General features: G+C 67.5%; 2 protein-coding genes and 1 pseudogene. All 3 read left to right on the top strand.

Annotated elements, in window-relative coordinates; genetic code table 11:
- Nucleotides 1-300 precede the first annotated feature (300 nt).
- Nucleotides 301-906, top strand: a complete 606-nt coding sequence (locus ABZ717_RS28485) for a hypothetical protein (protein ID WP_358516335.1) — start codon at nt 301-303, stop codon at nt 904-906.
- Nucleotides 903-2069, top strand: a complete 1167-nt coding sequence (locus ABZ717_RS28490; protein WP_358516338.1) for a PrsW family intramembrane metalloprotease — start codon at nt 903-905, stop codon at nt 2067-2069. The genes ABZ717_RS28485 and ABZ717_RS28490 overlap by 4 nt, the downstream gene beginning before the upstream one ends.
- 285 nt (nt 2070-2354) lie before the next feature.
- A pseudogene (locus ABZ717_RS28495) lies at nt 2355-2803 on the top strand (hypothetical protein); the annotation flags it as partial.

The following is a 2803-nucleotide window of genomic DNA, read 5'->3' on the forward strand; positions in this document are numbered from 1 at the left end:
TGAGGGCGTCGGTCTTCTTCGACATCGGCTCGCGTTGGCCTTCGGTTTCGGGGGTGCTTTCGGGCGTTGGCATCCCATCATGTTCGCGTCGACATGCCAAGGGGGCGTGCGGCGCGTTCCCGGGGTCGCCACCACGAATTCTCACTCGGGCCACTCCCCTCGGGCTCGACGTGCGGGTCTTCCCCGGCCCGAGATTCGGTGAAATCGTCGCAAACGTACGCCAAGCACCGGTTTCTTCCACTGTTGAGGCCCCGCTCGATGCTTCGCTGGTGAACACACACCGCACAGCGAGGGGGCACGATGGTGGAGGAGAGCGCGACGCTTCGACACGCGAGGCCGCGCGGACCGCGCGGCGGATGGTTCCCCCTGGGGATCGCCGTCGCCGCGATCGCGATCCTGGTCGGCGGGTGGGCCGCGGTGAACACCGTCCTGCCCGCCACCACGCCCGTGAAGTCCGGGCACAGCATGGTGATCGCCACCGGTTCCGGGTACCAGGCGAAACTGACCTTCGCCGACGGGTGGGAGCTGCACCCGGGTTCCAGTAGCGCCGGGCAGCAGTACCAGTTCGGCAATGGGCCGGTACGGCTACGGGTCACCGTGGTCACCCCGCCCGAGAGGTCGTCGGAGACCGCGCTGTGGGAGGGCATGCGCGAGGTCGTTCGGGTGGGCGACCCCTCCGCGAGCCTCACCGATCCCCGTCCGGTGACCGCCGAGTCTGGTGCCGAGGGCCTGACCGGGACCCTGCACAGCAACGAGGACGTCGGCACCGCGACCCTCTTCCCCTCCCCGAACGGAGGCTTCGCCGTGGAGTCCGTGGCCATCGGCGAGGGCAGCGGAGGCGATCTGGCCGACGCGGAGAAGCTCCTCCAGTCCATCAGGTTCGACCGAACGGGAGGAGGGGCATGAGCCACGCACGTCCCGAACCCGAGATCCCGTCAAGGAAGGAAAGGAAGGACGCGCACGTGCCCCCTCCCCGCGATTCGGGTCAAGGTCGAGAGGGCGTCGAAGGGTTGCCCGTCCCACATGAGGATTCTTCTCGGCGCCGGAGTCTCCCACGTCTGGTCACCGCGGTCGTGTTCGGACTGTTGTGCCTGGCCGGGTTCGCGATCATGGTCAACGGCCTCCTCGGGGCCGTACTGGTGTTCTTCGGAGAGGCGGTGCTGTCGGCGCTGGCACTCACCGTGGTCGGCGTCATCGGTTTCTGGTTGCTGCGCCGTATCCGTCCGGTGCGGCCACCGTCGATGACCTTCTCGCTCCTGGCCCTGCTCTGGGGCATGACCGCCGCCGTGGGACTCGCGCTGATCGCCAACAGCAACCTGATGACGATCTGGAACACCCTCGGCGGACTGTCGTTCGGTGAGGCCTGGGGCGCGGCGTTGAGCGCCCCGGTCAACGAGGAACTGATCAAGGTCGCCGGGGTCGTCCTCATCGCCGTCATGGCGCCGCGCGTGTTGCGCGGGCCCGTGGACGGTTTCGTGATCGGCGCCTTGGTGGGTCTGGGCTTCCAACTGGTGGAGGACTTCACCTACACGATGAACGTGATCCCCATGACGGGCGGCATCGACGGACCCGCCGCGGTGCTCCAGACCCTCCTGCTGCGGGTGGGGATCACCGGTCTGGGTTCGCACTGGGCCATGTCGGCGGTGGCGGGCACCGCGGTCGGCCTGATGGTCGCGGCGTCGTGGCGACCCGGTCGACGACACGGGTCGCGGGCGGCCCTACTGCTCTTGGCCGCGATGGGCGTGCACTGGCTCTTCGACTCCCCGATCCTGGGAGGAGTCACCGGAACCGTGCTCAAGTCCCTGTTGGTGTTCCTGATGGCGGTGACCGTCTACTTCGTCGTGCGGCACACCTACCGATCCCGGGTCCGTCGGGCCCTGGCCGAGGAGGGCGAGGAGCTGGGGATGCGCCGTTCCGCCGCGATGGCCCTGGCCGACCGACGCGGGCGCGGCAGGGAACTGCGCCACGTGGCGCACCCGGAGCGGCCGGCGGTGGCGCGCCGGCAGGAACGGCTGGTGGATTTCGCCGAGGATCGGGCCTCGGAGCACCGCGTCCCGTTCCGGGAGTGACCGGGAGTGAGTGGACACGGGTGGGCCCTTGGCACGACGCCGGGGGCCCACTTTTTTCTTCTCCCTTTCTTCTCCGGACAAATAGGGACAACAAACATCCCACACGCCACATGATTCCCATCCTTTTCTTCCTCCCCTTCTTCGAGATCTCGTTCCGATACACACTGGATTCTCCGGTCGCGAAAATGGGAACACCCCTACCCCGCCCGAAATACCCAGGAGAAAGTGACCGAACACCCTTGGCCCGCCCGACGAGAAACGGATATGGGAAATCCCGGAGCCGCGTTGACCAGTAAAGAAAACGGGGAGACGAACTCCAGTGGTCGGATCCTCGTGTTCCACTCCCCCCTGTCCGGAAGCAGCTGCACCACGTCCCTGGCCAATATCGCCTGGAACATCGCCAGTACCGGACGCAGCGTCCTGCTCGTGGACTTTCACCTGCGCGATCCGGAGCTGCGGGAGTACTTCGCGCCGCTGTTCACCCTGCGCGGCGAGCCCCAACACGGGATCGTCGACATGGTCACCGAGATCATGGCCCAGACCCAGGTTCCGGGCGCCGACCCGGCCCAGGTGTGCCGCCAGGGCACCGAGCTGCACCACCGCATCGACCGCCTGAGCCGATGGACGGTGATCCCCGGGGTCCCCGAGGGGGAGATCGGTTACCTGGGTCCCGGCGGACGCGACCCCGAACAACGGATCCTGCTACAGAACATCCACAACGCGCGCTTCGCGAC

This window comes from Nocardiopsis sp. NPDC006832, from assembly GCF_040635885.1.
In the GTDB taxonomy this organism is placed as follows: Bacteria; Actinomycetota; Actinomycetes; order Streptosporangiales; family Streptosporangiaceae; genus Nocardiopsis.

Bases quoted from the DNA above. Each gene is read 5' to 3' on its own strand.
- ABZ717_RS28485 (WP_358516335.1), top strand. From the start codon at position 301: ATGGTGGAGGAGAGCGCGACGCTTCGACACGCGAGGCCGCGCGGACCG.
- ABZ717_RS28490 (WP_358516338.1), top strand. From the start codon at position 903: ATGAGCCACGCACGTCCCGAACCCGAGATCCCGTCAAGGAAGGAAAGG.